Here is a 25,865-nt window from a genome sequence, read left to right as displayed (position 1 = left end):
TCGCCGGCTGAGCGGCGTTTCGGTATCGGAAAGGTGCCTGTTCTCCACCGAATCTGTAGCAGAACCGAAGAGGCATGGATCCCCGACCCTGCGGGTCGAGGATGACGGAGTGTTGGTGTTGCGTCGGTGCGGAACATCCTTGACGGCGATACCGCCGCACGCAACGCTCGCGCCATGGCCGGGCACGTCTACATCATGGCGAGTCAAAGGAACGGCACGCTCTATATCGGCGTGACGTCGGATCTTGGACGGCGCGTCCATGAGCACAAGAACGAGATCACGAAGGGTTTCACGAGCCGCTACGGCTGCAAGCGTCTCGTCTGGTACGAGGAGCACTTCGACATTCGCGACGCTATCGCCCGCGAGAAGGCGTTGAAGAAATGGTCCCGGGCGAAGAAGATCGCGCTGATCGAGGGCATGAACCCGCAATGGGAGGAACTCTACCGCGGCTGGGGATGGTAGGCGCGCAACGGCGCCGCCGGCGGTCCTTCGAACAGAGATAGACCCCACCGCTTCGTCATCCTCGTGCGTAGCACGGGGATCCATGCCTCGCCGGCTGAGCGGCATTTCGGTGCCGGATAGGCGCCTCTTCTGCACCGAAGCGGAGTGCGAAGACAGAGGCATGGATCCCCGTCCCTGCGGGCCGAGGATGACGAAGCGGAGAGGGCGGGAGACGCCTCAGAGGCCGGCCCGTCTTCGGGCTTTTGCGCCGCCACATCTCCCGATACGATACCAGCACCACGGAGGGAGGAGCACCACCATGACCGAACACACACACGACACCGCCGAACCCCGCTGGAAGCACGACGGCGTGCGTGTCATCAAGGGCGACAAGCTCGACTCCAACACCGCCCAGACCCCCGGCATGTTCCGCCAGGCGGCGATCAACCATGCCCGGGTCGGAGCGCAGAAGATCTGGGCGGGGACGGTGACGATCGAGCCGGACGCCAAGACCGGCGTGCATCACCATGGCGAACTCGAAAGCGTGATCTTCGTGCTCAGCGGCAAGGCGCGGATGCGCTGGGGCGAGCGGCTGGAATTCGTCGCGGAGGCGGAGGCCGGCGACTTCATCTTCGTGCCGCCCTTCGTGCCCCATCAGGAAATCAACGCCGATCCGGCCGCGCCGCTGGAATGCGTGCTGGTGCGCTCCGACAATGAGGCGGTGGTGGTCAACATCACCGATGTCGATCCGGTCGAAAAGCCGGAAGAGGTGTATTGGGTCGACCCGATCCACAAGCATCCGGGATAGGTGGCCTTTCCATGCTGTCCAGGGCACGCCTGATCGAGGCTTTCACGCTCCTCGGCGAAGATCTTGCCCGGCGGGGTATCTTCGTCGAAATTGCCGTCTATGGGGCAGTGCCCTGATGATGCAGTTCGAGTGGCGCCGCGGCACCGAAGATGTCGATGCCGTCGTTCGTGACGGCTATGACGAGGTGGCAATCCGCCCGTCGATCACCCTTGTCGCGGAGGCAATGGGCCTCGATGAGAACTGGCTCAACAACGCCGTCGGGATGTACACCCCCCTGCATGAGACCGATGATCTCTTCGAGGCGGCTGGCAACTATCCTTCCGAAGGACAACCTGGGCTGCGGGTTCTTCTCGCGTCGTCTCGCTATCTCCTGGTGATGAAGCTGCAGGCCCTGCAAAATCTCGATCGGGGCGACCGCGATCTCGACGTGCCCGATCCTTGGCGTAGCATCTCGGTCTGACAGACATGCGAGCGCTGTGCGAGATCTACGAAACCATTCTTGGCGAGACGCCCTCTGCGGCGGTTCTCTCGTGGCTCTCCTCAATCGTTGAGGAGCGCTGAAGCCTTGAGACCGCAAACGCTCAGCCAGGTGGCGGCCAGGGCAGTCGAGGATCCCTACCGGTATCATCACTTGCTCGAATTTCTGGACAGCTTCTACGGCGCCGATGGAGAAAAGGATCGTCAGGCCGCGATGCTTCGGCCAGAACCTCGCCTCCTGGACAGGCCCGAGGCCGACGCCTTTCTCGGTAGAGCTGGCGAGCACTTGGCAAGACGGTGGGGGCTGCCGATCCCGTCATGGGTGCGCGATGAGCGACGTTATCTGGATCGGCCGATGTTCCTGCCGAGCGATCGGAGCTTGCGGCCCTTCTTGATGGTGGTGAGCCCGGTCGCCTTTCGAACGCGGCTGATCTTCACCGGCCCCGACCCGCTGCAGCGGGCACGCTTTCCTTATCACAAGGGCCTCGTCACCTGCCGCGATAATCTCACCGCTTCGCCGGCAGACGCCGTTCGGTCAGCACGCCGGATATTGCTTGCGAGCCAACCGCTTCGCCGGCCGTTCGGCGACCGGACCGCAAATGGCGACGCTTCGATCGGCCGGATTTGGCGCCGGGCGTCGCTGCCGATAGACTCGAAAGCGAACGCCGCACACATTTTCGGAGCCTGACTCCCATGTTGCCTCGAGTGCTTGCCGCCCTCTCAGCCTTGCTTCTGCTGCTCGTGCCCGCCTCGGCCGGGCCGAAGGAGACGATCGCCGCCCTCGCGCCCTCGGGGCTGGTTCTCGTGCTCGACGAGGAGGGCAACGAACTGGTCGCACAGAATGCGGACCGGTCCTTCGTGCCGGCTTCCGTCGCCAAGCTCGTTACCGCCTGGCTGGCGATGGAGGTTCTGGGGCCGGATTATCGCTTCGAGACCCGGTTCTATCTGGACGAGGAGCGGGTGCTCTATGTGCGCGGCGGCGGCGATCCCTTCCTGGTATCGGAGGAGCTGGCGCTGCTTTCGCCCGATCTCGTCGCAGCCGTGGGCGAGGAGCCGCTCACCGGCCTCGTCGTCGACGCGAGCTATTATCCGGACGATCTGCGCATTCCCGGCATTGAGGACACGGGCGAGGCCTATGACGCCCTCAACGCGGCCTTTGCCGTGAATTTCAATACGATCCACGCCCTGCGCCGCGGCAAGACCGTTCGCTCGGCCGAGGAGCAGACGCCGATCACGCCGCTGGCGATCAGCCAGTTCCGGGCACGGGGACCGCGGAGCGGACGGGGCCGCATCAGCCTCGCCCAGGAAGATCCCGAGGTGGGCCTGCGCTATGCCGGAGAGCTTCTTGCCGCCTTCATCGAGCGTGAAGGTGGGACGATGGAAGGCGAGGTTTCGGTCGGCTCCGTGCCCGAAGGGTTCGATCCGGTTCACGTGCACCGCCAGTCGCGTCCGCTTTCCGGGATCATTTCGCAGATGCTGCTCGGCTCGAACAACTACATCGCCAACCAGATCTTTCTGGAGATCGGCGCCCATCGCCGGGGCGGGCCGGTGAGCCTCGAAAAATCGCTCGCCGTCGCCCGCAAGATTTTCGCCGAGCATGAGCTTGCCGACGGAATCCATCTCGTCGAGGGCTCGGGCATCAGCCGCGACAATCGCTTCACCACCCGCGGCCTGGCCCGTATGCTTCAGGACTTCGCGCCTCATGCCGATCTGCTCCGCAAGACGCGACGCGGCTCGCGCTACAAGACCGGCACGATCTCGAATGTGAAGACCCTGGCGGGTTACGTCAGAACCTCCAGGCACGGAGACGTGCCCTTCGTGATCTCGCTCGGCGGCAACACCGGCAAGCTGCGATTCCGCCTGCTCAATGCCCTTGAGCGCGAGCTATAGCCGCAGCAGCCTGCGTGCAGAGCGTGCCGCGTCGGATCTGGTCGTCGGAATCTCGGTTTGATGGAGAAGGTCTGATGGAGCTGAGGGGGTTGGCCTTTTCATAGGTTAATGAGCGCAAGAGTTATTGGTGCTATACTGGCGCAAATAACCTGAGTAGAAACGAGGCCGCTTGGAACCCTGCGGTGGAAACACTTCGTGCCTGGCACGTGGTAACATCCGGGGGCGGGCAACATGGTTTGACTTTCCCTCTCAACAGTCCTGTATGGGTCCAACCCTTCCTCAAGAAGCTCGGCACGGGGCGCAACTGGCCGATGCCGACGAACGGATCCTGATCGAACTTGCGCGGCGGACCCAGCGCGCGGAGGCGGGAAGAGACATCGTTGCCGAAGGTACCGAGCCGCATTCGATCATCCTGATTCTCGATGGTTGGGCCTGCCGATACAAGGTGCTTCCGGACGGCAAGCGACTGAACACTTCGATCTTTCTGCCGGGAGATCTTTGTGAGCCGTTCGGCGTGCTTCCGCGTTTCATGGATCATGCGCTTGCCACCCTGACGCCGGTGGTCTTCGCCCGCATCCCGCTCTCCGCAATCAGAAGGGCCGCTCGTGAACACCCTCGTATCGAAGAGGCCTTGTGGTGGGACCTGCTCGCCATGACCGCCATCGAGCGCGAGCATATGATCAGCCTCGGGCGTCGGTTGGCGACCGAGCGCCTCGGGCATGTCTTCTGCGAGTTTCATCTGCGCCTGGCGATGGCCGGCCGCGTCGATGGGCTGAGTTACGACATGCCTGTGACGCAGAGCGCCCTGAGCGACCTCTTCGGCCTTTCGGTGGTTCAGACCAATCGTTCGCTGGCTGAATTGCGGCAACGCGGCCTGATCTCTCTGCGCAAGCGCCGACTGACCATTCTCGATCTCGAAGGCTTGCGGGAGTTTTCGTCCTTTGACGGAACCTATCTTCAGACGGCAGAGCCTGTTGTGACCTGATGCATCGCCATCTTTCGTTGAACCGAAGCGACTGACGAGACATCCCATGAGCGATCTCACCACGCGCCTCGCCGAACTCGAGGCCGACAACAGGCGGCTCCGGCGTCTTCTCGATCAGCGTGATGCTCCGGGTGAACTTCGGCACCGGCTGCGCAGCACCGTGGCGATGCTGCGGATGATCATCCGCAAGTCGACAGAGACCGAACGCGACATCGAAATGTATGTCGGCCATGTGGAAGATCGCATGGATGCACTCGCCCGTGCCCAGGCGCAAGCCGACGAAAGCGGAGGCGTCGACCTGCACAAGCTGATCGCCGACGAGTTGTCCTTCTACAGGGCCGGCGAAGGCGAGCAGGTTTCGCTGACCGGGCCCCGGGTGATCTTGAAAGCCAGAGGCGGGCAGGTCTTCGGGCTGGCCATTCATGAACTCGCCGTCAACGCCGTGGAACATGGCGACCTCGGCACCCGGAAGGGACGGCTCGATGTCGAATGGAGCGTTGTGGAGGAGGAAACCGACACGACCCTGACTTTGACATGGCAGGAGCGCGATGCAACCGGCGTGGAGCAGCCCACGCACTACGGTTTCGGAATGGAAGTGCTGACAAAGATGCTCCGCTACGAACTCGACGCCCGGACGGTGTTCGTGTTCGAGCAGGATGGGTTCCGCTGCACCATCCGCGTGCCGTTGACGGAGAAGGTCGGAACCGTGGAGCCGTAACCGCGGCGGGTCGTTCCATGTTTCGCCTCGGCTTTCCCGTGATCCCGGATGTCTCCAGACCGGGCGCTGCATAAGCAGATCCCCGCCAAGCCGGGAGGTTCCTGAGACCGTACTCTCAAGCAGGGTGCAAGATTGTACCGTGAGCGCGAAACGCACTATCATGCGCTCAACTGCAGGGTGGAGCGATGATAGATTTCGGCCCCAGCGGGACGGCCGACTTGTTGCAGGAGGAACAGCAGGACCACCTGTACCTTGAGGCGATCCTTCGGACGATGCGCCAGCCGCTGATCGTGCTGAGCGGCGCGCTTTCCGTGGAACGTGCAAACCGTGCCTTCTATGCTGCCTTCGATGTCGATGAAGCCGAGACAGAGGGGCGCAAGATCTACGACCTGGGCAACGGCCAGTGGGACATTCCCGAACTCAAACGATTGCTCGAAGACATCCTCCCGAATAGCGGGGAGGTGACGGACTACCGCGTCGAGCACGAGTTCGAGCAGATCGGCCGTCGTGTCATGCTCCTGAATGCCTACCGGATGAAGGGCGACGACCGTGACGACAGCATCCTGCTTTCGTTCGAGGATTTCACCGAGCGCGAGCGGGCGCGCGAGGAACTGGAGGGGCAGAAGGAACTCGCCGAGAAGATCGTCGACGCCTCGCGCGACCCGCTCCTGATCCTCACCAGCGATCTGCGCGTCGAGGCGGCGAACGAGACCTTCTACGAGACGTTCAAGGTCGACCCCGCCGAGACCAAGGGGCGCAAGGTCTACGACCTGGGCAACGGCCAGTGGGACATTCCCGAGCTCCGCGATCTGCTGGAAAGCGTGCTGCCTGACAATGATGCATTCAACGATTTCCGGGTCGAGCACGAGTTCGAGGAGATCGGCTGGCGGACGATGGTTCTGAATGCGCGCAGGGTCGACCACTTGCAGCTCATCCTGCTGGCGATCGAGGACAGGACGGACGCCCGCCGCACCGACGCCCGGCTTCGCAACGTGCTCAACGGCATGGACGAGGCTTTCGGTCTGATGGACCACGATTTTCGGATCATCACCCAGAACGAGGCGGCACTGCGGCTCGACGGGCGCTCGCTTGAAGACATCCGCGACCGGACCCACTGGGAGGTCTATCCGGGCTCCGAAGACACCGAACTCGGCCGGCTCTACAAGCATGCGCTGGCCGAGCAGACGCCTGTCTCCCTGGAGCATCGCTACGAATGGCCCGGCGGCAAGATCAACTGGCTCGAGATGCGCGCTTACCCGGTCTCCGAGGGCCTGGCGGTGTTCTGGCGCGATATTTCCGTGCGAAAGGCGGCTGAAGAAGCCCGGCGCGAGAGCGAGGAGCGGCAGGCCTTTCTGCTGCAATTGAGTGACCGGCTCGGTGCGGCGGAGGACGCGGAGGCGGTCATTTCCGTCGCCAGCCGGATGCTCGGGGAACGGCTGGCGGCTTCCCGCGTCGTCTTTGCGGAGATCGACGAGGGGGCCGGTGTCGCGAATATTCGCCCAGGCTGGGCGGCACAAGGTGAGCAGCCCCACCCCACTGTCTTGAAGCTGAGGGATTTCAGCGGGCCGCTGCTGGACGATCTGCGGGCAGGCAAGACGGTTCGTTACGACGATGTCGGGGAACCGCCATACGCCCGGTCCGATCTCGGGGCGCTCGCGGCCATCGGAATCAGGGCCGGCCTGAGTGTACCCTTGGTGGTCGCCGGCCGTTTCCTCGTGAACATCAATGTCCACCAGACTCAGCCCCGCATATGGACCGATGCCGAAGTCGCGCTGGTGGAAGCCGTTGCCGAGCGTATCTGGGCAGCGGTTCAGCGCGCCCGCGCGGAAGCGGCCTTGCGCGACAGCCAGAAACAGATGGCGGTCGAGCTGGAGCGCACGACCCTGCTGCGCAATCTGGCGGAACGCATGGTCACCGAAGAGAGCCTGCCGGCGATCCACGAGGAAATCCTGTCCGCCGCGATTGCCATCACCGGCGCCGACGCGGGGACTGTCCAGCTCTATGACCCCGTGACCAATTCGCTCCTCCTCTTGGTGGCGCGGGGGTTCGAGCGCAACATGACGGATCACTTCCACCGCGTCGACGCCGACAGCCGAACCGCCTGCGGAATTGCGCTCAGGACCGGGCAGCGCACACTCATTGATTTCGATGACGACGGAACCGATGCGGCGTGCCTGATGCATGTCGATGCCGGCTATCACTCGGCGCAGGCGACGCCGCTTGTCTCGCGGACCGGCGTGCCGATCGGTATGTTGAACACGCATTGGCAGGCGGCGCGGCATCGGCCGAGCGACAGCGAACTGCGTTTTCTCGATCTCCTCGCCCGGCAGGCGGCCGACCTCATCGAGCAGCGCCAGGCGCAGAAGACCCTGGAGCAAAGCGAGGAACGTTTCAGGGACGTGACCAGCGCTGCCAATATCGGAATCTTCGACTGCGATCTCCGGACCGGTTACTGCTACTGGTCGAAAGAGATGCGGGAGATCGTCGGCTACCCGCCCGACGCCGAGCCACCCCCTGCGGGCAGTACGCCGGACTTCATCCATCCCGAGGATCGGGCTGGCTTCGACGGGATGGCTGAACGGCTGCTTACGGCAAAGGGCGGCAACAGTCTATCTTATGAGCACCGGATTGTCCGTCCCACCGGTGAAATCCGTTGGGTCGAGATGAAGGGGAGCATCGAGCGCAGCACCGGCCCGTCCGGTCCCGTCCCGAGCCGGTTGCGGGGAACGATCACCGACGTCACGGGGCGCCGACGCGCCGAAATGGCCATGCGTGAGAGCGAGCAGCGACTGCGCAGCGCCGTCGAGGTCGGCGGCCTGGGACTCTGGGACTGGGACCTGCGGACTGGCGTCGTGCACTGGTCGGACGAGCATTTCCGGATGGAAGGTTATGATGTCGGCGAAGTGACGCCGAGCTACGAGGTTTGGGCGGCGCGCATCCACCCCGAGGACCGCGAGGAAACCGAGGCGACATTGCGCCGAGCGCAGGAGACCGGCGTCGAATACGAGCACGAATTCCGCGTCGTCCACCCCGACGGGTCCGTGCACTGGCTCTCTGCCCGCGGCCGGTTCTTCTACGATGAATCCGGATCAGCAGTGCGGATGGCTGGGGCCATCGCCGACATGACGGAGCGGCGCGAAATGGAGGAGCGCCAGAGAGTGCTGATCGGCGAATTGCAGCACCGCACGATGAACCTGATCGGGGTCGTGCAGTCAGTCGCCGACAAGACGGCGCGCACGAGCGCGGACATTGCCGACTTTCGATCCCGCTTCCGCACTCGTCTGGAAGCCCTGACACGGGCGCAGCGGCTCTTGTCCCGGCTGGAAGAGCACGACCGGGTGAGCTTCGACGAATTGCTCGAGGCGGAATTCCTGACGATCGGGGCGATTCTCACCGCGTGACCCTGGACGGCCCTTCGGGCATCCTTCTGCGGTCCTCCACCGTGCAGACGCTCGCAATGGCCCTGCATGAACTCATGACCAATGCTGTCAAATACGGTGCCATCGGGCAGCCTGCCGGGCGCTTGGATGTGAGATGGACATACGAACAGCCGGAAGAGACAGCCGAACCGTGGCTGCACATCGACTGGCGCGAGAGCGGTGTGACGATGCCTCCGCAGGGCGCTTCGCCCACGGGGACGGGCCAGGGCCGCGAACTGATCGAACGGGCGCTGCCTTACCAGCTCAATGCCAGGACATGCCTCGAGATGGGTGTCGAGGGAGTACACTGTACGATCTCGATCCCTGTTTCCAAACGCACAGGAGCAGATCGACGTGACGGAGTTTGACCTGCGAGAACGAAACGTCCTCGTCGCGGAGGACGAATACATGATGGCCGATCAGCTCGCCACTGAACTCGCCGCCGTCGGAGCTAGGGTGCTTGGACCGGTTCCCTCTCTCGACAGGGTCCTCGACCTGCTCGAAAAGACCGCCGACATCGACGCCGCCGTACTGGACATCAATCTGCGCGGCGAAATGGTCTACCCTGCAGCCGACAGGCTGGTGGAACGCAAGGTGCCTTTCGTCTTCACGACCGGGTACGACACGTCTTCCATCCCGGCCCGTTTCGAGCATATCCCCCGGTGCGAGAAGCCCGCACAGGCAAGTGAGATCACGAAAGCGCTCAAACGGGCGCTCGGCGCTCAAGGTTAGCCCCGCGTTTGGTTCGGCGAAACACTATGACCCCGTTTCATGGTGCGCTCCGCTCCTATTTCAGACGCTTAGCAATGTGACCCCGCGCCGATCGGCGTTGGCCCCCGGCGCCAGTTCACACATCGACTCCCACCCCGTCAGCGCTCGATCGCCAAGACGTAGAACCGCGACATGCGCCGCTCGAAATTGACCCGGCACAGATAGAGCCGCGGCGGCAGGGATGCCGCCAAACTCTCCATGAGGTTGAACTGCGCACTCATGGCCGCTCGTTCAGCTTTGCGGTCTGAGCCGTGCACGCCGCGTTCATCGCCTCGATCGCTCGAGATGAGCCGGTCAGGTGAAATTCAAACGTGGCGATTCCGACATCGACCCGTGCTCCACTGCCCTGCTTGAGGCGTTCGATCAGGCCACTTCCCCGTCCGACCCCGAAAACGCCCACATCGCTGCTGCTCGGACCCTTTTGTCGAGCGAGCCTGATCGGCGTGCCGTCGATCGTGATCTCGATATCTTGGGGGTCGGCGCGCGACTCGGCGAGGAATTGGGGCAGGACAGTCATGGTGATATCACCGGTCTTGTGGTCGCATTCGAGACGAACGACCGCCCCAGCGTCTCCATTACATGTCCGGTAACTGGCATGGGCGATGGCCTCGACGAGCGCAGCGCCCGCCCAACCGCCTGTCCATTGCATGCCATTGCGGCACTCTCCATCGACCTGGGAGGGCGGCTCTTGTGAGACCAAGTTGCTGAGTTCTGCCGGTGCGGTCGCATTCCCGCCGCTGCCACTGGTCTCCGGCTTGGCCAACATCTCATGGGAGTCCCCGAGCGAAAGCGTCGCGATGGCTCTGTCATGCGGGTAGAAGGCCAGCCAACCGCTGGCAAGCGCCGGTCCACCGCCCGTGGCGTCGCTCGTATTGTGTATCTCCGGGCGAAGTCCTGAAACGACCGCGCGACAGTTGACATTCCGAAGCTCGTTAAAGGGGAGTTGGAAACCTGTCTCGCGGCGGGATTGGTCGTTAAACGGATAAGCTTCTGCCCGGAAATCCTCAGCCGCCCGGCGACCGCCGTCGACGTCGTAGAACGGTGCGCCGGTGTCGATGTCCGACCAGGCGAAGGCGTTATGGCACGCGATGCTGGCAGAGCGGGCGTCTACCGAAGCGGGTGGCAATGGCGATATCGAAATGCCCCAGCGCCCCGCGTCTTCCACGGTCTCGACGTAGCGCATGGTCGTGCTCGGGGTGGAAAGAATGGTCGCGACGAGCGATGGCTCAAGCCAACCGCCGCCGCCGACCAATCCCTCGCCCACCTGCAGCAGGGAAACGAGATCACCGATCGCTTCCGACGCCAGTGCATAGGCTTGCGCCACAGCTCGCGCGTCATAGTCGCCCTCGGCAATGTTCAGCGACACCGCATGGAAACCCAGCCGAGCACTCGGTGCGATGAAGCGCCAGCGGCCGATCTCGCCCTCATAGTATCGAACCGTCCCGGCAAGAAAGGTCAGCGCACAGGCCGACACGCATGTCCTGTTGGGCTCGACATGCGTGCCGATCGCCTTTGTCCTGACGATCCGAGCAAGGCGAACCGCTTCAGCGTAGTTTCCGCCAGGACCTTCGAGACAGAGAACCAGCGGCGGAGGAGCATCGATGGGAGGTTGGGGAAGGTCGGAGATCGCCGATTGTCTCTGGGACCAGGCTGGATAGTCCTCCAGTGCCGTCTCGAGGGCTTGCGCATCTCCTGAACCAATCGGGCCAGACAGTCTTAGATTACATCCGCGAATGACCTCCCCATCCTGAGATGCAACAGGCCCTGCCATGACGAGCTCGATATCGGCGGCGCTCGCCGAGACGCCGCTTGCAACGACAATCAGGAAACTACCCAGAAGCGCGCGACCGAAGCGTCGATCACGCTGGCGCGGAAGAGAACCGTCGATCATGCTTCTCCTCCGATCGACAATCGCTCCAATCATCTCCGAGTCCGCAAGGAACACAAAAGCCCCTGCTCAATTGGAGCAAGCCGCTGATCGTTACAAAATCGACTGTCTTTGAGACGGAGCGTATTGCAAGCCATCATAGCACGGAATTCCGCTGCGTTAAGCGCTTCAAAGAACCTTGTTAAAAGCGTTTCAAGACGTGTCCATGCCGAGGAGAACTGAGACCCCAATAGGTGAGAATTGGATACACCCCGCGCTTCAAATTTTAACGAGGCCCGCCCATCATGGGTGAGGGGCTGTTGGACAATCCAAACGTGACAGAACCGCCCGGAAAGAGCGTTGAAGGTCGGCGATCAAGCAAATGAGGGTTTCGGGTGACCGTCGCCCACACTGGTGACCGTCTCCTTTCGGCCCAACAGCGACAGTTGCATTCGGCCAAGAGCTTTCGCAGTCCCTGCGACCTTTTTGGAAAAATTTGTCGGGCCATTTACGTATATGCTTCGACAATGTGTTCCCCCGGCGGCGGTGTCAGGAACCGGTCCTTTGAAGTGTCATTTGAGACTGGAGGCTGATCGTTATGGCCAACGCAATCGTCGGATACGCTCGCACGTCGACGGTGGATCAAGAGGCCGGTCTGGGCGCTCAGAAGAAGGAACTGGAGGCTGCCGGATGCACCAAGATATTCGCCGAGCAAATCTCGTCGGTATCAAAGGAGCGCCCCCAGCTTGAGGCTGCATTCGAGTATGTTCGGGAGGGGGACGTGTTCGTCGTCACCAAGCTCGATCGCTTCGCTCGCTTTGTGCGCGATCTGGTGAACCTGAGGGAGCGCCTAGACACCAAGGGCGTGACGCTCCGCATCCTCGCGATGAACCTCGACACCAGCAATGCCACGGGAACGCTCATGATGAATGTGCTGGGCTCAGTTGCAGAGTTCGAGCGCGAAATGATGTGGGAGCGGCAACGCGAGGGGATCGCCAAGGCGAAGTCCAAGGGGGTTTATAAGGGCAGACAGCCGACCGCGCGACGCAAGGCGGGCGGATGATGTGGTTCGCTTGAAGGCCGACGGGCTGTCCGCAGATAAGATCGCCGCGCAGCTTGGTATTGGTCGCGCAAGTGTCTTTGGCATCCTGAAGCAGGAGCGACCCGCGTCGAGCTTGCCAATGGGACAGCCGCGCACTTAGGATCGCGTATAGCTTAGTTTTTTCGGTGGATTTGGAAAAATGGCTAAATACAAGAATTGTTTGCTGGCGATGCCTGTTATTTTCATGCCGTCAATGGCTGGGGCACAAGCAAAGAGCGACAATGCTCCTCGAAAATACGCGGTATGCTTAGAAGACGCTGCAGAGGATTTTGCAGCGGATTGTTATAGTTTGATCGACACGGTTACCGCAGCCGAAGGTGTATGCCAATCAGAGAAGCTTGAAGCGTACTGGTATCATGCCAAAAGAGACCAGACCACGCCGCCAGAGTATTCGCTTGCAGATAAATTCGTCGAACTTGAACGTAGTCGAGCCGCTGCCATGATACTGCTCCAACGTCGCGCAAACCCCGAACTGTGTCCCGCTATAAAGCGGTAGACGATCTATGACATTTGTGAAGTGGTAGCCGCTTGGGTACGCGGAGTGGGTACAAACCGCAGACGGCATTTCATCTAAATCGTTATAATCATTAATTTATGTGCGTAGTTGCGGCAATTGGTGGAGCTGAGGGGGATCGAACCCCTGACCTCGTCATTGCGAACGACGCGCTCTCCCATCTGAGCTACAGCCCCGTCCACCGATGCTGGCGGCTTTTAGAGCCAGCGGGGCCGCGCTGTCAACGAATTTCGCGTGGCCAGCTCAAGGCGCTTGCGGCGCGCAAATTAACGCTCGAGGCCCGTCTTGCTTGCGCCGACACCTGCGGATGTCTACATCGGCAACGACCGATGAACCAAGGCACCGGATCGATGCTCGCAGTCACTTTCGTTCTCTATCAGGCCCTCAATCTCTATTGGTGGATCGTCATCGCTTCGGCCGTCCTGTCCTGGCTCTACGCGTTCAATATCGTCAATCCGGGCAATCCGGTCGTGGACGCGATCGGCCGATTCCTTTGGCAGCTAACCGAGCCGGTCTATAGGCGGATCCGCCGGTTCATGCCCAATCTGGGCGGCATCGATCTTTCTCCTCTGGTCGTCCTCTTCGGCATCATGTTCCTGCAGATCCTGATCTCGCAGTACATCAACCCGGCGATCTACCGGGCCGGGATCTGACAGTCTGCCTTGCGGGAGAGGATGTGGCGGAACCTGCCTACCTGCAGCCCTCGGGCGAGGATCTCCTCCTCTATGTGCGCCTGACGCCGCGATCCTCCAGGGACGCTGTCGAGGGCCCCGTCGCGGACGCGGCCGGCAGCGTGCGTCTTGCAGTTCGCGTCAGCGCCGTGCCGGAATCCGGCAAGGCCAACAAGGCGCTCATCGCGCTTGTGGCCAAGACATTGAAGCTGCCGAAATCCGCCATCGCCATCACCAGCGGAGAGACCGCGCGGCAGAAGACCCTGTGCATTTCAGGGGAGGCTGCTAATCTCGCTTCGGTCGTTCAGCGTCTCGGCTCATGAGGCGCTCAGCCGGAGAAGCGCGGATGTCCTCGATCGCATGTTTCGCCTCCAAGTCGGTCGGGGAGAGACTTCTTCCTAGGCTCACGGCTTCCGCGCTTGCCGCCGGACTTTTCGCCATGCCGGTCCAGGCAGCGTCCTTCGACAGCGCCTATACGAAGCTTGATCTCGATCGGTGCCATATCGAGAACGTGTCGGAGGAAGGCGGCGGTGCGGACTTCCTCTGTCCGGGCTACGAGGGGATCACGGTCTATCTGTCGGAGGGTGATCTGCGCTTCGACGTCGACTTCGGCGCAAAGAACAGAGACTTCGACACGTTCTCCGCCTTCAACGAACCCGGTGAGACGATCGAATGGCGACTGATCGACGGCGAGCCCTTTGCCGCGATCCTCAGATTCCATCTCGATGCGGGTAGTGTGCCGCCGGAACGCGCCCAGGTGCTTGGCGTCTACCGGATCGGCCGACCAGGCGTGCCAGGCTGCACAGTGGGCTATGTCGACGCAAGCGCCAATCGCGACGCCAACACACTGGCGCGGCAGTTGGCTGACGAGCAAGCGGTCGATTTCGTCTGCGGATCGGATCCGGCCCGCTTCCTTGGTCAGGTCGGAAATCTCGCGGCGGGCGCGACGGCCGTCGGTCGATAGGGTAATTGACCAAGTATTGTGCAAATTCCGCTGGCCTGCCGGTGGCTGCCTCGTAGTTGGGCGGGGCCTGGAAAAGGAAATCGGCCGATCGATCTCGTCGAACGGCCGATCTCAATTGTCGCGACAGGGACGCCGGAACAGCACGCTGTCGGTCGTGGGCATGGTCGGCCGATCAGAACCGGTGCCGTTGCCCGTCTTGCGCTTCAACAAGCTGCTTAGCTGCGACCGTAGCGAACAGCGCGCCGGATCTGCGCACGGGTGAGGCCGATATCTTCGAGCGAACGGTCGTCCATGCGCTGCAGGGCGATGATGTCGGAGTGCGCGGCGCGCATCGATTTGAAGCGTTTGGCAAATTCGCGGAACATTGGAGGGACTCCATCCTCATGGGTTGATACCGCCTAATTATTGTTCATTACTGCCTGAATAAAGGGCAGCAAATTGCATGTCAGATTTGCAGTTTTCGCATGGAGCGAACCCGGCCGAGTTTATCGAAAAACAAGAGGTGCAGCGGATGGCCGCGCTCTTAGCGTCACCGGCCGAACGCCGTCGCGAAAGTCCTCGGGCCGGCAAGAGCGCCGGCGCAAGATCGGAGCGATTTTCGCAAAGCGCTGATCCGATGAGCGAGGGCGCCTTTCGCGTGTCAAATCGGACGCGCGGCGCTCTGGCCGAGCAGCCGCAAACGCAACGCGCTGTCGTATGCGATCGGCCCTCTCGCAGCGGGATCGGTATCGCTGTCTTTCAGGCCGGTCGCGGGCAATTCCGCCGCGACCGAAGCCTTCGACCGCTGAGCGGCCTTCCTGACGAATTTCCGACGTCGGGGCTCTTCGTGGCCTCGTTCAGACGGCCTTCGGCTGCTGGCCGGCGCGTTCGACCGCTTCGCTGATCAGCTTGCGGGCCTTTTCGCTACCGCCCCAATCGCCGATCTTGACCCATTTGCCGGGCTCTAGATCCTTGTAGTGCTCGAAGAAATGTTCGATCTGTTTCAGCGTGATCTCGGGCAGGTCGCTGTACTCGAACACTTTCGAATAGCGCTGGGTGAGGTCGGGCGAGGGCACGGCGATGATCTTCTCGTCGACGCCCTTGTTGTCTTCCATCACCAGGACGCCGATCGGCCGGCAATTGATGACGCAGCCGGGAAAGAGCGGCCGCGTGTTGCAGATCAGGACGTCGATCGGATCGCCATCGTCGGACAGCGTATGCGGCACGAAGCCGTAATTGCCGGGATAGGTCATCGGCGTGTAGAGGAAGCGATCGACGACGAGGCAGCCGGCCTCCTTGTCCATCTCGTACTTGATCGGCTGGCCGCCCAGAGGCACTTCGATGATGACGTTGATGTCGTCGGGGGGATTGTTGCCGCGGGCGATGGCGTCGATGCGCATGGATGGCTCCTCAAACGTTTTGGCGAAGACACGCGCTGAAGCCAATTCCCGCAAGGCGAGTCTGGCCGGCGAAACCGTTCGCCACGCCGCTGGCCGCAGGCGCCCTCGATGGCGGGCTGATTACCCGCTCTCGCCACCCTGCGCAACCGACCCGTTCGTCGGAGAGAGCATCCCGCGCGACGTCTCGCGCGGCTCGGCGCTCAAGCCTGCAGGACCCGGTTCGCCTCTTCGCCGAGCGCCCGGAACACCGTGTCGACGATTGCCTTCGCGTCGAGCCCTGCCGCCTTCACCATGGCATCGGGCGCGGCCTGATTGACGAAGCGGTCAGGCATGACCATTGGACGGATCTTCAGGCCGCTGTCGAGCAGGCCCTTCATGGCCAAGAACTGCATCACCTGCGAGCCGAAGCCGCCGACCGCGCCTTCCTCGACGGTGACGAGAACCTCGTGTTCGCGTGCGAGCCGGGCGACCAGGGCCGTGTCGAGAGGCTTGGCAAAGCGGGCGTCGACGACGGTCGTCGAAAGCCCGAATCCGTCGAGTTCCCCGGCGGCCTTCAAGGCATCGGCCAGCCGCGTTCCGAAGGAGAGGATCGCGACTTTCGAGCCTTCCTTCATGACGCGGCCCTTGCCGATTTCCAGGAGTTCGCCCCGCTGCGGCATCTCGACCCCGACACCGTTGCCGCGCGGATAGCGGAAGGCGATCGGGCCCTCGTCATAGGCGGCGGCGGTGCGCACCATGTGCTTCAGTTCCGCCTCGTCGCCGGCCGCCATCACCACCATGTCGGGAAGGGCTGTCAGATAGGAGATGTCGAAGGAACCGGCATGGGTCGGACCGTCGGCACCGACATAGCCGGCGCGGTCGATGGCAAAGCGAACGGGGAGCTTCTGGATCACCACGTCGTGGACGATCTGGTCATAGGCCCGTTGCAGGAAGGTCGAATAGATAGCTGCGAAGGGGCGGTACCCTTCGGCGGCGAGGCCGGCCGAGAAGGTGACGGCATGCTGCTCGGCAATGCCGACATCGAAGGTCCGGCCCGGAAAGCGGGCGCCGAACTTGTCGAGGCCGGTGCCTGCCGGCATGGCGGCGTTCACGGCGACGATCTTGTCATCTTCCTCCGCCTCGCGGATCAGGCTTTCGGCGAAGACGCCGGTATAACTCGGAAGATTGCCCTTGGATTTGGCCTGGGCGCCGGTGATCACGTCGAATTTCGAGACGCCGTGATACTTGTCGTCCGAGCTTTCGGCTGGTCCGTAGCCCTTGCCCTTCTTGGTGATGACATGGACCAGGATCGGGCCGGTCTTGGCATCGCGCACATTCTTCAGAACCGGCAGGAGATGGTCGAGATCGTGGCCGTCGATCGGCCCGACATAGAAGAAGCCGAGCTCCTCGAACATCGTGCCGCCTGTGAAGAAGCCGCGGGTGTATTCCTCGGTGCGCCGGGCGCCCTCGCGCATGAAGTCCGGCAGGTGCCGGGTGAAGTTCTTGGCGCGGTCGCGCAAGGTCCGGTAGGTCTTGCCGGAAACGAGCCGAGCAAGATAGTGGCTCATCGCCCCGGTGGGCGGGGCGATCGACATGTCGTTGTCGTTGAGGATGACGATCAGGCGGGCGTCGAGCGCGCCGGCATTGTTCATCGCCTCATAGGCCATGCCCGCGCTCATCGCCCCGTCGCCGATGACCGAGATGACATTGTTGGTGCCGCCGGAAAGGTCGCGCGCCACCGCCATGCCGAGGCCGGCCGAGATCGAGGTCGAGGAGTGGCCGGCGCCGAAGGCGTCATATTCGCTTTCCGCCCGCTTGGCGAAACCGGAAAGCCCATCCTCCTGGCGGATCGTTGTCATCCGGTCGCGGCGGCCGGTCAGGATCTTGTGCGGATAGGCCTGATGGCCGACGTCCCAGATCAGCCGGTCGTCGGGCGTGTTGAAGACGTAATGCAGCGCCACGGTCAGTTCGACCACGCCTAGACCGGCACCGAGATGGCCGCCGGTCTTGGAGATCTGCTCGATCAGATCGGCGCGAAGCTCGTCGGCCAGCTGGCTCAGCTGGTGCTCGTCCAGTTTGCGAAGGTCGACCGGCGAGGCAATCTGATCGAGGAGCGGCGTATTCGTACTGTCTGGCACCGGGCAAAGACCTCTCAATGACACATCCGAACTGCCCGACGAGATCGTTTTAGCCGGCACCTCCCGAGTGGGGGTGCGGCTGCAAGTCTCGCGCTTGCCGAAGCGAACTGATGCTTCAAGAGGCAGCTCGGCAGCTTAAATCGGTTACAGAGTGCGCTCTTCAAGCCTCTGTCCGCAACCCCGCGGCCATGTGCGCGCTCAATCTTGCGTAAAATTTCATGAGCTTGCTGCTTTTCGCCGCGGCATGGGGGCTTTCATCCCCTCAGCCCGGATCGAGCGGTTCGGTGCCTGTCGGCTTGCCGGCGCGATTGAGCTTGATCTTCTCCACCTTGTCCTCGGCGGCGGACAAGAGACGGTCGCAATGATTCTTCAGCTTCTCGCCGCGCTCGTAGATCCGGATCGAGATGTCGAGGGGCACGTCGCCGCGCTCCAGATCGGTCACGATCCGCTCCAGGGCTGCGATCGCATCCTCGAAGCTCATGCGCTTGATGTCGGAATCGTCGGCCGGCAGCTTGGCTTCGGCGGTTTCGGCCATGGGACGAATCCTCTCATTCCTGGTCCGGTCGAGTCACCGGGCGATCGGCTTGGTGGAAAGGCGCAAGGTGCGGCGGTCAGCCGGTCATCAGGCGCTTGATGTGGGCCGCGCTCGAAAAGGCGAGTCCCTGAAGGTCGTAGCCGCCCTCCAGCAGACTGACAAGCCGGCCCTTGGAGAAGCGGTCGGCAATGTCGAGAAGCTTGCCCGTCGCCCAGTCGAAATCGGCCTCCGTCAGATTGATGCCGGCCAGCGGGTCGCGCCAATGGGCGTCGAAGCCGGCCGAGATGATGACGAGATCCGGCTCGAAGACTTCCAGTTCCGGCAGGATGCGGTGATTGAAGGCCTCCCGGAACGCTTCGCCTCCGTCGCCCTCGGAAAGCGGCGCGTTGACGATGTTGCCGGCGCCGGTCTCGTCCTTGGCGCCGGTACCGGGATAAAGCGGCATCTGGTGGGTCGAGGCGTACATCACGGTCTTGTCGGACCAGAAGATGTCCTGGGTGCCATTGCCGTGATGGACGTCCCAGTCGATGATCGCGACCCGCTCCAGCCCATGGACGGCCTGGGCATGGCGCGCGGCAATGGCCGCGTTGTTGAACAGACAGAAACCCATCGCCGTCACAGCTTCGGCATGGTGGCCCGGGGGCCTGGCCGCAACGAAGACGTTCTGCGCCTGATCGCTCATCACGTCGTCGACGGCGGCGGTAGCCGCCCCGACGGCGTGCAGTGCGGCCGTGAAGCTCTTCGGACTGACGATCGTGTCGGCGTCGATCCGGCCCATCCCCTCTTCAGGAATGGTTTTCGCGACCTTGCGGACGTAGTTCTCCGGATGGCAGCGATAGATCGACTCGAGCGCTCCTTCCGGTGCCTCGGCCCTGTCGAGGAGATGAAAGGTTTCGGCTTCGAGTGCCGCTGCGATGGCCTTCATGCGATCCGGGCGCTCGGGATGGCCCGGGCCGGTCAGGTGCTCGGCGAAGATTTCATGATGATAGAACCGGGTGTGCATCAGATCGAGCTAACGTTTTCCCAAGATTGTTCAATCGCCGAGCCTATCATGCCCCGAACGGCCCGCCCGCGCGACAGCTAAGTTCTGTTCCGTCCCGTCTGTCCCCTGTCTCTGAGGTAATGGTCGGCAATCGCGCAGGCGACCATGGCCTCGCCGACGGGGACGGCACGGATCCCGACACAAGGGTCGTGGCGACCCTTGGTCATGACGTCGACCGGCTGACCGTCGGCGTCGACCGACTGTCGCGGCGTCAGGATCGAGGAGGTCGGCTTGACCGCGAAGCGAGCGACAACCGGCTGGCCGGTCGAGATGCCACCGAGGATGCCGCCGGCATGGTTCGAAAGGAATTCCGGCTTGCCGTCGGGGCCCGGGCGCATCTCGTCGGCATTGTCTTCGCCGGAAAGGGCGGCCGACGCGAAGCCGTCGCCGATCTCGACGCCTTTGACGGCGTTGATCGACATGAGACCTGCTGCGATGTCGGCGTCGAGCTTGCCGTAGATCGGCGCGCCGAGACCCGCCGGCACGCCCTCTGCCACGATCTCCACGACGGCACCGATCGACGAGCCGCGCTTGCGTACGCCGTCGAGATGCTCCGCCCAACGGCTCGCGGTCTCCACGTCGGGGCAGAAGAAGGGATTGCGATCGACCTCCGCCCAATCCCAGCGGGAACGATCGACCCAGAGGTCGCCGATCGCAACGAGCGCGCCGCGCACACGAAGAGCCGGCACGATGCGCCGCGCGATCGCACCGGCGGCAACGCGCATTGCGGTCTCGCGCGCCGAGGAGCGGCCGCCGCCACGATAATCGCGAATACCGTATTTGACGTCATAGGTGACGTCGGCGTGGCCCGGCCGGTAGCGCTTGGCGATGTCGGAATAGTCCTTCGAGCGCTGATCGGTGTTGTCGATCTGCAGCGCGATCGGCGTGCCCGTGGAGATCAACTCGCCTTCGGTCTCGCCGGGCATGACGCCGGAGAGAACCCGGACTGCGTCCGGCTCCTGGCGCTGGGTCGTGTAGCGCGACTGGCCGGGGCGGCGGCGGTCGAGATAGGCCTGGATATCGGCCTCGGAAAAGCGGATCCCCGGCGGGGTGCCGTCGACGGTGCAGCCGATGGCGATCCCGTGGCTCTCGCCCCAGGTCGTCACGCGGAAGAGATGGCCGAAACTGTTGTGGGACATATGGGGCCGGAGGCTTTCAGAATAGTGTTCAACCCAGCCGCCGCGGCTGCGATCTTACGATCTGCAGCCCGCATATCGACCAATTCGTTGCATATTCCGCCTCTCGCACCGCGGTCAAATTTTCAGACACAAAACGTCATCGCGGCGTACGACTTTGGACACAATCGAGGACAAGTCTGTGCCTTGTGAACGACGGCCCGGTTCGTCTCGCCCGAAGCGTTCCCAGTAACGCTCCCGGAACCGACGCGAAGCGGGCTGGAAGGAAGGGAAGCTGCAAGTGAGGTCAAGGTCGTGACGAGGCGTATTCTGGCATTTTTCGCAAGCTCTTTCCTGACGGTCGCCCTGTCGATTCCAGCCATGGCGGCCGAAAGCGACGGCGTGATCGAATCGATCGATCCGGAGCGTTCGCAGATCAAGCTCAGCGACGGCGAGGTGTACGATCTGCCACCGGATTTCGACTACGGCGCGATCGCCCAGGGCATGATGGTCGTCGTCATCTATGACGAGGCCGATCAATCGCAGGACCAGCCCGAGCTTCGGGTGCTCTGATCACAGCACTCCGGAATAGCGCTTGGCGAGGGACGACAGGGTTGTCTCCCGCCAGCGCGTATCACGTTCGGCACGCGGCTTGTCGAGCCGATGGATGCCGCGAACTCGCGCAGGCCGCTCGGTCAGGAAGATGATCTGGTCGGAGAGCTGCACCGCCTCCCGCAGATTGTGTGTGACCATCAGAGCCGTGGTCGGGCGGGCCGACCAGACCTCGATCAGGAGTTGGCGCAGTCGCGTCGCCGTCTGTTCGTCGAGCGAGACGAACGGCTCGTCAAGGACGAGAAGCGACGGTTTGATGGCGAAGGCGCGCGCGAGCGCGACGCGGCGGGCAAGGCCCAGCGAGAGCTCCCCCGGATAACGCGAGCGCATCTGATCGAGCCCGAGGATTTCGAACAAGATATCGAGATCGGCGCCCTTTTCCGTCTCAGGCAGGGCGAGGCGGACATTCTGTTCCACCGTGCGCCAGGGCAGGAGCCGGGGCTCCTGAAAGACAGCCGCTACGCGCGCGCCGTCGTCGGGAAATCGGAGCCGGCCTTCAAACTGCTGTTCGAGGCCGAGAATGATCCGAAGCGTCGTGGTCTTGCCGCAGCCGGACGGGCCGATCAGCGTCGCGAAGCTTGCCGGTTCGACCCGGAAGGCAATCTCCGCGATCGCCTCCACCCGGCTGCCATCGGCGCCCTGAAACGCCTTGTTGCGGATCTCGACCTCAAGCGCGTCGCGGCCGCCAGCGGGTGGAGTAGGCTTCGAAAGGTTGGACAAGGGCGAACTCGATGATCAGCATGACGGCGACGAAGGCCAGCGTGTAGGCAAGGATCGCGGCCACGTCGAAGAGCTGGAAATAGAGATTGATCTGGAATCCGACACCGTTCGAACGCCCCAGGAGTTCGACGACCAGCGCGATCTTCCAGATCAGCGAGATCCCGGAGCGCGAGGCGGCGGCGAAATAGGGCTGCAATTGCGGCAGCACCACGTGGCGCAGCGTCTTGAAGCTTGAGAAGCGGTAGACCCGGGCCATTTCGCCGAGGTCCCGGTCGAGAGCGCGGGCGCCTTCGCGCATGGTGACGACGACGTTCGGGATCTTGTTGACAGCGATTGCCCCGACGGCCGCCACCTCGTTCAGGCCGAACCAGATATAGGCGAGCACGATCACCACCAGCGCCGGGATGTTCAGGAACAGGATCAGCCAGGGATCGAAGAAGCGATCGGCCTGCCTGCTCATGCCCAGCGCGATGCCGATGGCCGATCCAAGCACCATGGCGAGAATGAAGGCGCTTGCCACGCGCATCAGCGTCATGGCGAGGTGAAAGAACAGTTCTCCGGTCGCGGCGTCCTGCCAGAAGGCGCTCGCGACCTCGGGCGGCGTCGGCAGAACGCGACTGTCGGCGATCTCGGCCGCGACCCACCAGATGGCGAGCAGGCCGAGCAGCGAGACGGCGGTGACGACACCGGGCTTCAGCGCAGTGACGAAACCCGTGCGATCCGATGCGGGTGCTTCTGCCTCAAGAGCCATTCTTCGTGTCGTCGAAATAGGTGCCCTCGACAAGCGTCGGGGACGGCCCGACCAGCTTCTCGCCGCCGATCTCTGCCAGCACCTCGTAAAGCTTCTCCGTATCCGCGGCTTCTTCCGCGCCGGAGCGCGAAGGGATGCCTTCCCGGTAGCGATCGCGCAGGGTCTCGAAGGCCTCCTCGCTGTCGGCCTTCATCAGCGGCTTCAATTCCTGCCAGGCCTCGTCGGAACTGGCGAGCAGCTCCTTCGTCGCCTGGTCGGCCTTCAGGAAGCCGTTGACGGCCTCGGGATGCTCCTCGGCGAAACTGTCGCGGAAGACCCAGCCGATCGCCGCGACCGGACCGGAGGTGCCCATCTCCATCGCCGCCTCGGTGCCGGAGATCAGCGTGCGGAAGCCCTCGGCTTCGAGCCTGGCGGCATAGTGCCAGAAGTTCAAGACCGCATCCAGCTCACCCGAGCGCGCCTTTTCGGCGAGCAGAGGCGGTGCGCCGAAGGCGATCTCGTTCTCGGCCGACAGATCGACCCCGTATTCCTTTTCGGCCAGCGCCTGGATCAGGAGCCAGTTCTTGTCGAGCGGACCGCCGGCGACGCCGATCGTCTTGCCCTTGAGGTCACCGAGATTCTGAACGTCGCTGTCGCCCGGAATCATCAGCGAGCCGACGGAGGTCGAATAGGGCACGAAAGTGTAATCGGCGCCGTCGGCGCGCTGGCGCGACACCCAGAGCCAGTCGGAGACGATCATGTCGACGCTTTCGGCCTGCAGGGCCACGGTCGAGGCGTTCTCACCGGCAAAGGGCACGACTTCCAGGTCGATCCCGAACTTCTCGTCCATCCCGGCGCGCTGCATGGCGTCGAGTTCCCAATTGACGGTCCCGTATTTGAGGACGCCGACGCGGACGGTCTCGTTTTCCTGTGCGTGGGCCACGTGGAACGTGGCGAGCACCAGAACAGCAGCAAAGGCAGCGCGCAAGATTCGCATATCGTCGATCCTCCCGAAATCGGCGGAATTTGCAGCGGCAAAATAGGGGAAATTTCCCTGTTTGCGATGGGAAGTTATCCCGATCGGTACGGGGAAAGCCAGCATCCGCTGACCGATCGGAGCCACGCTCAGGAGCGGGCGTCGATCGCTTCGGCGACGGCGTCGGCCATCTTCAACAGCCGGATGATGACGGGCACGACGAGGGTCAGGGGCGAGGGACGTCGCCCCCGGGCGATCTGGGCTTCGCGAACGTCGCTGACGATCTGGCCGACGGCAGGAATGAAGCGGATCGCAAGCGAAATCGCCAGGCTGATGCGGCTGACATCGACGCCGAGCCGGCCGAGTGGGGAAAGGCCCCGCTCGATAGACGCAACGAGATCGCTCGTCCGGGTCGTCAATGTCACCAGCCCGGCCGCGAGGATCAGGGTGGTAAAGCGCAGGAGAAGCAGAATGCCTCCCGCGAGGGATTCAAGCCAGAGCTGCGCGGCAAAGAGGATGATCAGGATCACCGCCACCGGCTTGATCTGCTTTTCCATCACGCCGACGCCGAAACCCGCCACGGCATATCCGAGCATGACCGCCAGGAGACTCAGCCCGGCCAGCCAGAGCGACGGGAGCGACAGGAGCACCGTTCCGAGCAGCAGCAGGGCGGCGAGCTTCCAAGCCGCCTTGAGGCGGTGGATCGGGCTGTCGCCCGGCCGATAGAGGCCCGCGATCATTCGACGATTCGCAGATAGGCGGCGATCGCCTCTTTGGGCGGAGCATCCGCGACGACGCGCCCCGCCTCGAAGACGAGAACCCGATCGAACCGGTCGAGAAGACTGAGATCGTGAGTGACGAGGATGACATGCTGATCGAGGTTGCCCACCGCCTCCATGATCGTCTTCGTGTTCCTGCGGTCGAGGAGCGTTGTCGGCTCGTCGAGAACCAGCCACTCTGGCTGCAGGATCATGACTCCGGCAAGCGCCACCATCTGCCGCTCGCCGCCGGAAAGTTCATGCACCAGCCGGTCCTCGAAACCGGCAAGGGAAAACCGCTGCAAGGTCCGGGTGACGCGTTCGGCGATCTCGGACTTCGACAAGCCACGGCCCTTGAGGCCGAAGGCGAGATCTTCCCCGACCGTCGGATAGACGACCTGGTTGTCCGGATTCTGGAACAGGAAGCCGACCTTGCGGCGAACGGCCTTGGCGTCCCTTCTCGTGTTCAGCCCGTCGATCGAGACGCTCCCCTCCGTCGGCAGAACCAGTCCGTTCAGGAGCCGCGCGAAGCTGCTCTTGCCGGCACCGTTGGCGCCGATGATGCCGATGCGATGCTCACCGAGTTCGAGGTTGATGCCGGTGAGCACTGTCCGCTCGCCGCGGTCGAGGCGAACGTCCTCAATCGAAAACATCGGGCCGTGCCGCCCGCCAGGCTTCGTCCCCCGCCGGAGTGATCATCGGGTAGGCGCGCTTGACCATGACGATCGCGGCGGCGGCCAGACCGGCCTTGATCAGATCGCCGGGGATGAAGGCCAACGAGCCCGTGAAGGCGGTGTTGAAGGGGACGCCGCCGACGAGCGCGATCCAGGGAATCCCGATGGCGTAAAGGATGCCGACCCCGCCGACGATCGTGGCCAGAAAGGCGATCACGAAGTTGAGCTTTCGCCAGAAACGCTCGACGATCAGGCCGATGACGAAGGCGGCGACGATCCAGCCGAGAATGAAGCCGGCGGTCGGGCCGGCGAAGATCGCCAATCCGCCGCGTCCGCCCGGCAGAAGCGGCAGGCCCACGGCGACGAGGGCCACGAAGAGCAGCATCGACAAGGCGCCGCGCTTTGCCCCGATGATGCCGCCGGCCAGCATCGGCCCCATCGACTGGGCGGTGATCGGCACGCCGATCGCGGGGATCATCAGCGGAGGGAAGGCGCCGAGAGCCGCCATCAGCGCGGCGAAGAGGGCGATGAGGACGATGTCTCGCGTCGACATGACATTTCCTTGTTCAGGCGGACCGGG

Annotated in this window: 28 protein-coding genes, 1 tRNA gene and 1 pseudogene; 15 read left to right on the top strand and 15 right to left on the bottom strand. The window is 63.1% G+C overall.

Translation table 11 applies throughout. The features are described 5' to 3' along the window. Window positions 1-174: 174 nt before the first annotated feature. From MF134_RS15650 to MF134_RS15610, 9 genes are all read left to right on the top strand, one after another. Entirely contained in the window at window positions 175-462 is a 288-nt protein-coding gene (locus MF134_RS15650) for a GIY-YIG nuclease family protein (protein ID WP_255340536.1), read from the top strand. Between the two features lie 298 nt (window positions 463-760). Further along, the gene (locus MF134_RS15645; RefSeq protein WP_255340406.1) at window positions 761-1,249 is read left to right on the top strand and encodes a cupin domain-containing protein; all 489 of its coding nucleotides are present in this window, start codon (window positions 761-763) and stop codon (window positions 1,247-1,249) included. Between the two features lie 115 nt (window positions 1,250-1,364). Further along, entirely contained in the window at window positions 1,365-1,709 is a 345-nt protein-coding gene (locus MF134_RS15640; protein ID WP_255340405.1) for a hypothetical protein, read from the top strand. Between the two features lie 710 nt (window positions 1,710-2,419). Then, window positions 2,420-3,616, top strand: a complete 1,197-nt coding sequence (locus tag MF134_RS15635; protein WP_255340404.1) for a D-alanyl-D-alanine carboxypeptidase/D-alanyl-D-alanine-endopeptidase — start codon at window positions 2,420-2,422, stop codon at window positions 3,614-3,616. A 262-nt stretch (window positions 3,617-3,878) separates the two neighbouring features. Next, window positions 3,879-4,601 carry a Crp/Fnr family transcriptional regulator gene (locus tag MF134_RS15630; RefSeq protein WP_255340403.1) on the top strand — a complete coding sequence of 241 codons (723 nt, stop codon included), beginning with the start codon at window positions 3,879-3,881 and terminating at the stop codon, window positions 4,599-4,601. 46 nt (window positions 4,602-4,647) lie between these two features. Further along, on the top strand, window positions 4,648-5,319 hold the full coding sequence (locus tag MF134_RS15625) for an HWE histidine kinase domain-containing protein (RefSeq protein WP_255340402.1): 672 nt from the start codon (window positions 4,648-4,650) through the stop codon (window positions 5,317-5,319). Window positions 5,320-5,537: 218 nt separating this feature from the next. Beyond that, a complete protein-coding gene (locus tag MF134_RS15620; protein WP_255340401.1) occupies window positions 5,538-8,720 on the top strand; it encodes a PAS domain S-box protein in 3,183 nt (1,060 codons plus the stop codon). After that, window positions 8,717-9,106, top strand: a complete 390-nt coding sequence (locus tag MF134_RS15615) for a sensor histidine kinase family protein (protein ID WP_255340400.1) — start codon at window positions 8,717-8,719, stop codon at window positions 9,104-9,106. The genes MF134_RS15620 and MF134_RS15615 overlap by 4 nt, the downstream gene beginning before the upstream one ends. Then, window positions 9,093-9,470 (top strand): response regulator, encoded by a 378-nt coding sequence (locus MF134_RS15610; protein ID WP_255340399.1) that lies wholly within the window; start codon window positions 9,093-9,095, stop codon window positions 9,468-9,470. Before MF134_RS15615 ends, MF134_RS15610 begins: the two co-directional genes overlap by 14 nt. A 137-nt stretch (window positions 9,471-9,607) precedes the next feature. On the opposite strand, the gene MF134_RS15605 is transcribed toward MF134_RS15610, so the two are convergent. Continuing rightward, on the bottom strand, window positions 9,608-9,730 hold the full coding sequence (locus MF134_RS15605) for a hypothetical protein (RefSeq protein ID WP_255340398.1): 123 nt from the start codon (window positions 9,728-9,730) through the stop codon (window positions 9,608-9,610). Continuing rightward, on the bottom strand, window positions 9,727-10,983 hold the full coding sequence (locus tag MF134_RS15600) for a hypothetical protein (protein WP_255340397.1): 1,257 nt from the start codon (window positions 10,981-10,983) through the stop codon (window positions 9,727-9,729). Before MF134_RS15600 ends, MF134_RS15605 begins: the two co-directional genes overlap by 4 nt. A 991-nt stretch (window positions 10,984-11,974) precedes the next feature. Between MF134_RS15600 and MF134_RS15595 the strand changes: the two are divergent. Together MF134_RS15595 and MF134_RS15590 are read left to right on the top strand one after the other, a co-directional pair. Next, window positions 11,975-12,578, top strand: a pseudogene (locus MF134_RS15595) (recombinase family protein). Between the two features lie 39 nt (window positions 12,579-12,617). Beyond that, on the top strand, window positions 12,618-12,974 hold the full coding sequence (locus MF134_RS15590) for a hypothetical protein (protein WP_255340396.1): 357 nt from the start codon (window positions 12,618-12,620) through the stop codon (window positions 12,972-12,974). Window positions 12,975-13,092: 118 nt separating this feature from the next. Here the strand turns inward: MF134_RS15590 and MF134_RS15585 are convergent. Continuing rightward, window positions 13,093-13,168, bottom strand: a tRNA-Ala gene (locus MF134_RS15585). Window positions 13,169-13,342: 174 nt separating this feature from the next. Between MF134_RS15585 and MF134_RS15580 the strand changes: the two genes are divergently transcribed. From MF134_RS15580 to MF134_RS15570, 3 genes are read left to right on the top strand one after another with little or no spacing between them, the layout of a single operon-like run. Beyond that, the gene (locus MF134_RS15580) at window positions 13,343-13,645 is read left to right on the top strand and encodes a YggT family protein (RefSeq protein ID WP_255340395.1); all 303 of its coding nucleotides are present in this window, start codon (window positions 13,343-13,345) and stop codon (window positions 13,643-13,645) included. A 23-nt stretch (window positions 13,646-13,668) separates the two neighbouring features. Next, window positions 13,669-13,986 (top strand): DUF167 family protein, encoded by a 318-nt coding sequence (locus MF134_RS15575; protein ID WP_255340394.1) that lies wholly within the window; start codon window positions 13,669-13,671, stop codon window positions 13,984-13,986. 23 nt (window positions 13,987-14,009) lie between these two features. Beyond that, window positions 14,010-14,627: a hypothetical protein gene (locus MF134_RS15570; protein WP_255340393.1), complete on the top strand. Its 618-nt coding sequence runs from the start codon at window positions 14,010-14,012 to the stop codon at window positions 14,625-14,627. Window positions 14,628-14,842: 215 nt separating this feature from the next. On the opposite strand, the gene MF134_RS15565 is transcribed toward MF134_RS15570, so the two are convergent. The 6 genes from MF134_RS15565 to aroC all read right to left on the bottom strand — a co-directional run bounded on the left by MF134_RS15565 (window position 14,843) and on the right by aroC (window position 20,839). After that, complete coding sequence (locus tag MF134_RS15565; RefSeq protein WP_255340392.1) at window positions 14,843-14,992, bottom strand: DUF1127 domain-containing protein; 150 nt, start codon at window positions 14,990-14,992, stop codon at window positions 14,843-14,845. A gap of 471 nt (window positions 14,993-15,463) precedes the next feature. Next, entirely contained in the window at window positions 15,464-16,006 is a 543-nt protein-coding gene (gene ppa / locus MF134_RS15560; protein ID WP_255340391.1) for an inorganic diphosphatase, read from the bottom strand. A gap of 200 nt (window positions 16,007-16,206) precedes the next feature. Further along, on the bottom strand, window positions 16,207-18,123 hold the full coding sequence (dxs, locus tag MF134_RS15555) for a 1-deoxy-D-xylulose-5-phosphate synthase (protein ID WP_255340390.1): 1,917 nt from the start codon (window positions 18,121-18,123) through the stop codon (window positions 16,207-16,209). Window positions 18,124-18,385: 262 nt separating this feature from the next. Continuing rightward, a complete protein-coding gene (locus tag MF134_RS15550; protein WP_255340389.1) occupies window positions 18,386-18,658 on the bottom strand; it encodes an exodeoxyribonuclease VII small subunit in 273 nt (90 codons plus the stop codon). Window positions 18,659-18,734: 76 nt separating this feature from the next. Next, on the bottom strand, window positions 18,735-19,661 hold the full coding sequence (locus MF134_RS15545) for a histone deacetylase family protein (protein ID WP_255340388.1): 927 nt from the start codon (window positions 19,659-19,661) through the stop codon (window positions 18,735-18,737). Window positions 19,662-19,738: 77 nt separating this feature from the next. Then, window positions 19,739-20,839: a chorismate synthase gene (aroC, locus tag MF134_RS15540; protein ID WP_255340387.1), complete on the bottom strand. Its 1,101-nt coding sequence runs from the start codon at window positions 20,837-20,839 to the stop codon at window positions 19,739-19,741. Between the two features lie 291 nt (window positions 20,840-21,130). On the opposite strand from aroC, the gene MF134_RS15535 reads away from it, so the two are divergent. Then, window positions 21,131-21,388, top strand: coding sequence for a DUF1344 domain-containing protein (locus MF134_RS15535; RefSeq protein ID WP_255340386.1), 258 nt, complete (start codon window positions 21,131-21,133; stop codon window positions 21,386-21,388). Here the strand turns inward: MF134_RS15535 and MF134_RS15530 are convergent, their stop codons facing one another. From MF134_RS15530 to MF134_RS15505, 6 genes are all read right to left on the bottom strand, one after another. Next, entirely contained in the window at window positions 21,389-22,147 is a 759-nt protein-coding gene (locus MF134_RS15530) for an ABC transporter ATP-binding protein (RefSeq protein WP_255340385.1), read from the bottom strand. Then, window positions 22,095-22,898: an ABC transporter permease gene (locus MF134_RS15525; protein ID WP_255340384.1), complete on the bottom strand. Its 804-nt coding sequence runs from the start codon at window positions 22,896-22,898 to the stop codon at window positions 22,095-22,097. The genes MF134_RS15530 and MF134_RS15525 overlap by 53 nt, the downstream gene beginning before the upstream one ends. Next, window positions 22,888-23,874 (bottom strand): ABC transporter substrate-binding protein, encoded by a 987-nt coding sequence (locus tag MF134_RS15520; RefSeq protein WP_255340383.1) that lies wholly within the window; start codon window positions 23,872-23,874, stop codon window positions 22,888-22,890. Before MF134_RS15520 ends, MF134_RS15525 begins: the two co-directional genes overlap by 11 nt. Window positions 23,875-24,002: 128 nt before the next feature. After that, complete coding sequence (locus MF134_RS15515) at window positions 24,003-24,593, bottom strand: energy-coupling factor transporter transmembrane component T family protein (RefSeq protein WP_255340382.1); 591 nt, start codon at window positions 24,591-24,593, stop codon at window positions 24,003-24,005. Next, window positions 24,590-25,264, bottom strand: coding sequence for an energy-coupling factor ABC transporter ATP-binding protein (locus tag MF134_RS15510; RefSeq protein ID WP_255340381.1), 675 nt, complete (start codon window positions 25,262-25,264; stop codon window positions 24,590-24,592). Before MF134_RS15510 ends, MF134_RS15515 begins: the two co-directional genes overlap by 4 nt. Continuing rightward, entirely contained in the window at window positions 25,251-25,838 is a 588-nt protein-coding gene (locus tag MF134_RS15505; protein WP_255340380.1) for a biotin transporter BioY, read from the bottom strand. Before MF134_RS15505 ends, MF134_RS15510 begins: the two co-directional genes overlap by 14 nt. Window positions 25,839-25,865: the final 27 nt, after the last annotated feature.

The sequence above is a fragment of the Jiella marina genome (genome assembly GCF_024359545.1).
GTDB lineage: Bacteria > Pseudomonadota > Alphaproteobacteria > Rhizobiales > Rhizobiaceae > Jiella.
Note: the sequence above shows the minus strand (reverse complement) of the source record. Positions and strands in the feature narration are given on the sequence as shown.

Bases quoted from the DNA above. Each gene is read 5' to 3' on its own strand.
- MF134_RS15650 (WP_255340536.1), top strand. From the start codon at position 175: ATGGCCGGGCACGTCTACATCATGGCGAGTCAAAGGAACGGCACGCTC.
- MF134_RS15645 (WP_255340406.1), top strand. From the start codon at position 761: ATGACCGAACACACACACGACACCGCCGAACCCCGCTGGAAGCACGAC.
- MF134_RS15640 (WP_255340405.1), top strand. From the start codon at position 1,365: ATGATGCAGTTCGAGTGGCGCCGCGGCACCGAAGATGTCGATGCCGTC.
- MF134_RS15635 (WP_255340404.1), top strand. From the start codon at position 2,420: ATGTTGCCTCGAGTGCTTGCCGCCCTCTCAGCCTTGCTTCTGCTGCTC.
- MF134_RS15630 (WP_255340403.1), top strand. From the start codon at position 3,879: ATGGGTCCAACCCTTCCTCAAGAAGCTCGGCACGGGGCGCAACTGGCC.
- MF134_RS15625 (WP_255340402.1), top strand. From the start codon at position 4,648: ATGAGCGATCTCACCACGCGCCTCGCCGAACTCGAGGCCGACAACAGG.
- MF134_RS15605 (WP_255340398.1), bottom strand. From the start codon at position 9,730: ATGAGTGCGCAGTTCAACCTCATGGAGAGTTTGGCGGCATCCCTGCCG.
- MF134_RS15590 (WP_255340396.1), top strand. From the start codon at position 12,618: ATGGCTAAATACAAGAATTGTTTGCTGGCGATGCCTGTTATTTTCATG.
- MF134_RS15580 (WP_255340395.1), top strand. From the start codon at position 13,343: ATGCTCGCAGTCACTTTCGTTCTCTATCAGGCCCTCAATCTCTATTGG.
- MF134_RS15570 (WP_255340393.1), top strand. From the start codon at position 14,010: ATGTCCTCGATCGCATGTTTCGCCTCCAAGTCGGTCGGGGAGAGACTT.
- MF134_RS15565 (WP_255340392.1), bottom strand. From the start codon at position 14,992: ATGTTCCGCGAATTTGCCAAACGCTTCAAATCGATGCGCGCCGCGCAC.
- ppa (WP_255340391.1), bottom strand. From the start codon at position 16,006: ATGCGCATCGACGCCATCGCCCGCGGCAACAATCCCCCCGACGACATC.
- MF134_RS15550 (WP_255340389.1), bottom strand. From the start codon at position 18,658: ATGGCCGAAACCGCCGAAGCCAAGCTGCCGGCCGACGATTCCGACATC.
- MF134_RS15545 (WP_255340388.1), bottom strand. From the start codon at position 19,661: ATGCACACCCGGTTCTATCATCATGAAATCTTCGCCGAGCACCTGACC.
- aroC (WP_255340387.1), bottom strand. From the start codon at position 20,839: ATGTCCCACAACAGTTTCGGCCATCTCTTCCGCGTGACGACCTGGGGC.
- MF134_RS15525 (WP_255340384.1), bottom strand. From the start codon at position 22,898: ATGGCTCTTGAGGCAGAAGCACCCGCATCGGATCGCACGGGTTTCGTC.
- MF134_RS15520 (WP_255340383.1), bottom strand. From the start codon at position 23,874: ATGCGAATCTTGCGCGCTGCCTTTGCTGCTGTTCTGGTGCTCGCCACG.
- MF134_RS15515 (WP_255340382.1), bottom strand. From the start codon at position 24,593: ATGATCGCGGGCCTCTATCGGCCGGGCGACAGCCCGATCCACCGCCTC.
- MF134_RS15510 (WP_255340381.1), bottom strand. From the start codon at position 25,264: ATGTTTTCGATTGAGGACGTTCGCCTCGACCGCGGCGAGCGGACAGTG.
- MF134_RS15505 (WP_255340380.1), bottom strand. From the start codon at position 25,838: ATGTCGACGCGAGACATCGTCCTCATCGCCCTCTTCGCCGCGCTGATG.